The sequence below is a fragment of the Sphingomonas montanisoli genome (assembly GCF_008274695.1).
Taxonomy (GTDB): Bacteria; Pseudomonadota; Alphaproteobacteria; order Sphingomonadales; family Sphingomonadaceae; genus Rhizorhabdus; species Rhizorhabdus montanisoli.
The window spans coordinates 1-3164 of sequence record NZ_VTOU01000009.1; the positions used below are offsets into that span (position 1 = coordinate 1).

General features: G+C 63.8%; 3 protein-coding genes and 1 pseudogene. All 4 read left to right on the plus strand.

All coding sequences use genetic code 11. From position 1 onward, the window contains the following. Positions 1–222 (plus strand): annotated as a pseudogene (locus FYJ91_RS20755) (hypothetical protein); the annotation flags it as partial. Next, the gene (locus FYJ91_RS20380) at positions 219–857 is read left to right on the plus strand and encodes a hypothetical protein (protein ID WP_181008614.1); all 639 of its coding nucleotides are present in this window, start codon (positions 219–221) and stop codon (positions 855–857) included. The pseudogene FYJ91_RS20755 and the gene FYJ91_RS20380, both read left to right, overlap by 4 nt. Further along, the gene (locus FYJ91_RS21140) at positions 854–1189 is read left to right on the plus strand and encodes a DUF6950 family protein (protein WP_149524176.1); all 336 of its coding nucleotides are present in this window, start codon (positions 854–856) and stop codon (positions 1187–1189) included. Before FYJ91_RS20380 ends, FYJ91_RS21140 begins: the two co-directional genes overlap by 4 nt. Before the next feature lie 347 nt (positions 1190–1536). After that, positions 1537–3164 (plus strand): phage tail protein (locus FYJ91_RS20390; RefSeq protein ID WP_149524177.1); only part of this gene is annotated, 1628 nt, incomplete at its 3' end.

The following is a 3164-nucleotide window of genomic DNA, read 5'->3' on the forward strand; positions in this document are numbered from 1 at the left end:
GACGGGCGACCGCACATCGTGACGGCCGATGTGGTCACCACGGCCGGCGGCGTGGCGATGGTGCCGTTCGTTCCGCCTCTCGAAACTGCCGTCACCGCAGGGGCTGGCAGCTATGCCGAGGTAAAGGGCCGGTTTGAAATCCGGGACGACGACGCAGGCGCCAATGCAGCGGCCTATGGCGATGCCGAGCGGATCACGGTCGAAATGTTCGAGGATCTATGAGCCGCGACATCACATCGCAGATGGTCGACGCGATCGAGGCGCCGGTCGTCCATCCCTTCTTCGCGCTGTGGATCGATCTGCCCGATCCGGTGGCAGTGTGGACGGGCACTGGCCCGATCAATTTCGCCGGTGTGGACTGGATCGGCGCGGGCGGCGTGGGTTCGCTCGACACGATCGGGGAGGATACGGACGGCTCGGCAACGGGTGTTAAGGCGACGCTGCTGAATATCCCGTCCGAATTCCGAGACGATATCGCCGATCAGGCGCAGCGCGGATCGGCGATGCAGCTGTGGTTCGGCGCCCTTAACGAGGATCTGCAGACCATCACTGCCGTGAAGCGTGTGTGGCGGGGGCGGGTCGATACCTACGAAGTGGTGGACAGCGGCAATTCGATCGCGGTCACGGTGACGGGCGAAAGCCGGGCGCGGGACCAGAACCGGCCGGCGATCAAGCGTTTCACCGACGAGTATCAGCAGCGCAAATATCCCGGCGACAAGTTCTTCGAATATTTGCCGCAGATGGCCGAGGTTTCGATCCTGTGGGCGCGGGGCGATCAGGCTGGGGCCAGCGCGGCGATTGATGTGGGCGGCGGCGGCCGAGGCGGCATGCTGGGCGCTATGGTCAAAATGGTATGACCACACCTGAATGGCATCGGCACTGTGCAGACAGGGCGGCCGATCATGTTCTGGATGCGAGCGGTATCGACGTCTGGAAAATTTTGGGCGCCCCGCCGCCACGATCATGGCGCGAAGCCGCCGACCTTTATCGCCGGCATGGGGTGCGTTCGCTGGGCGAGCTTGTGAGCCGGGCGCTCGGCGCCCCGGTGTCACCGTTGCTCGCACGGCGTGGGGATGTTGTCCGCCGAGGCTGGGCACTTGGCATTTGCGAGGGCGAGCTGGCGACGTTTTTCGGTGGAGAGGTGAGTCCTATCTCCGAAATCGATGAGGCTTGGCAGTTGGTCTCATAAGCATTCTGTGATGCTGCGCCTGCCCCGCTCGCTCGCGGCAAGCGCAACTCGCAAAGTGACTGCACGAGGCGGCTCGCCATGCTCAACGGTGACCGTCAGCGCTGGCGACGGGTGACCCCAAATAAGGATCGACCGACCCTCACCGCGCACGACGCTCGGAACGCCGACCCAACTTAGTTTTAGTGCGAGGCATTCCTCCAGTGCTGCGGGCGTCTTCGAGCTGACGAATTCGCCGTCAGGCCTCTTTTCCTGAAGGGCGGCAGTGGTCGTGCACCCTGTTGCCAGCAAACAAACTAACAGCTTTTTCATGGGATCCTCCGGTTCCCATCATCCCTCGGAGTGGAAGAATGGGCAAGGTTGTTAAGGCCGTGGTCGGTGTTGCCGTCGCCGTCGGTATCGCCGTTGCCGTTCCGTATCTGGCTCCGAGCCTCGCTTTTGCACTCGGAACCACCACTGCGGTTGCCTCTGCTGTTCTGACCGTAGGCATGGGCTTGGCCGCCGGTCTCGCGATGAAGGCGCTCGGCTTCACGCCGAAGGTGGGCGCACCGACGGCGAAGAACGGCACGCCGACGATCTATCGACAGACGATCGCGGATTCGAACATCGTCTATGGCCGGCGGCGTGTCGGTGGGCTGCTGGCGTTCTTTCATGCGCGACGCGTTGGCGACGATTATTTCCGCTATTTCGTGATCGCGGTCGCGGGCCACCGGGTGCACGGCGTGCTGCGGTGGTTCCTTGGCGACGATGAGGTTTCGGTTGCTGAAAACGGCCTCGTCACCAGCGGGGTTTATGCCGGCAAGGCGTGGCTCTGGTTCGAACGGGGCATGAGCGACGCGGAAGCGCACGACCTTTTCGTCGCAGAATGCGATGGCAAGTGGACCGTGCATCACCGGGGCCGGGGCATCGCGAAAATCTACGCCAAGTTCAGCCTGACCGACGACATCGTCCAGGCGGGCATGCCGAACATCACGTGCGAGATCGAGGGCAAGGACGACATCCACGATCCGCGCACAGACAGCAGCGGCTACGCCAACAATGCCGCACTGGTATTCTACGACTGGATGAAGCTGCCGCGAGAAGAAGGCGGTTTCGGCGCCTATTCCGACGAGATCCCCGACGACAGCTGGATCGCCGCGCAGGCGAATGTCTGTGACGAGGAAGTCGAGCTGATCGAAGGTGGATTCGAAAAGCGATATACGATCGACGGGTTGATCGTGACGGGGGCGGCGCCCGATCAGGTGCGGGACGCGCTGGTGATCAACTGCGCGGGGACGTTTTCGAATATCGGTGGCGAGTTCTTCATGCGCCCCGGTTATTGGGTGCCGGCGTCGGCCCATCTTTCCGAAGGCGATCTGGCGGGGCCAATCACAGTCAGCGCGTTCACTTCGGGCAACGAAATCGCCAACGAGGTGCAGGGCACCTATGTTGAACCGGCCGCGAACTATCAGGCGGCCCCTTTCAAGACGCAGGCCCAGCCCCTTGCCGATCCGCGCCAGATGGATCTGGATCTAGCCTTCGTAACGTCGCGGTCGCGCGCGACGCGGATCGGCCGGATTATGTTGCGCCGGGCATTGAGCGAGAAAACGGTCGCATGGCCGATGAACGTCGCGGGCCTGGCCGTACAGGCGATGGATACGGTGCAGCTCGACACCCCCCGATACGGTCTGGCCAATTATGCGTGGACGGTTTCATCGTGGAAGATGAGCCAGGACTTCGGCGTGGTGCTCGCCCTGCGCGAGGAGAGCCCGGAAGTCTATGACTGGGTTCCCAGCGAAAGCCCCGCCTTGCCGCCGCATGTGCCGGTGGCGCGGCCCGCCCCCATTCCGACGCGATATCCCGACGGAACCGCTATAGAAGATCTGCAGCCCGCCGAGCCTGGCGCGACCAACGGCATGACCGCCGCCGAGGCGGCGGCGCTCGCGGCGCTGGATGCGGATGCGGCGGCGGCGATGACGGCTTCCGCCGCCGCGCTCGC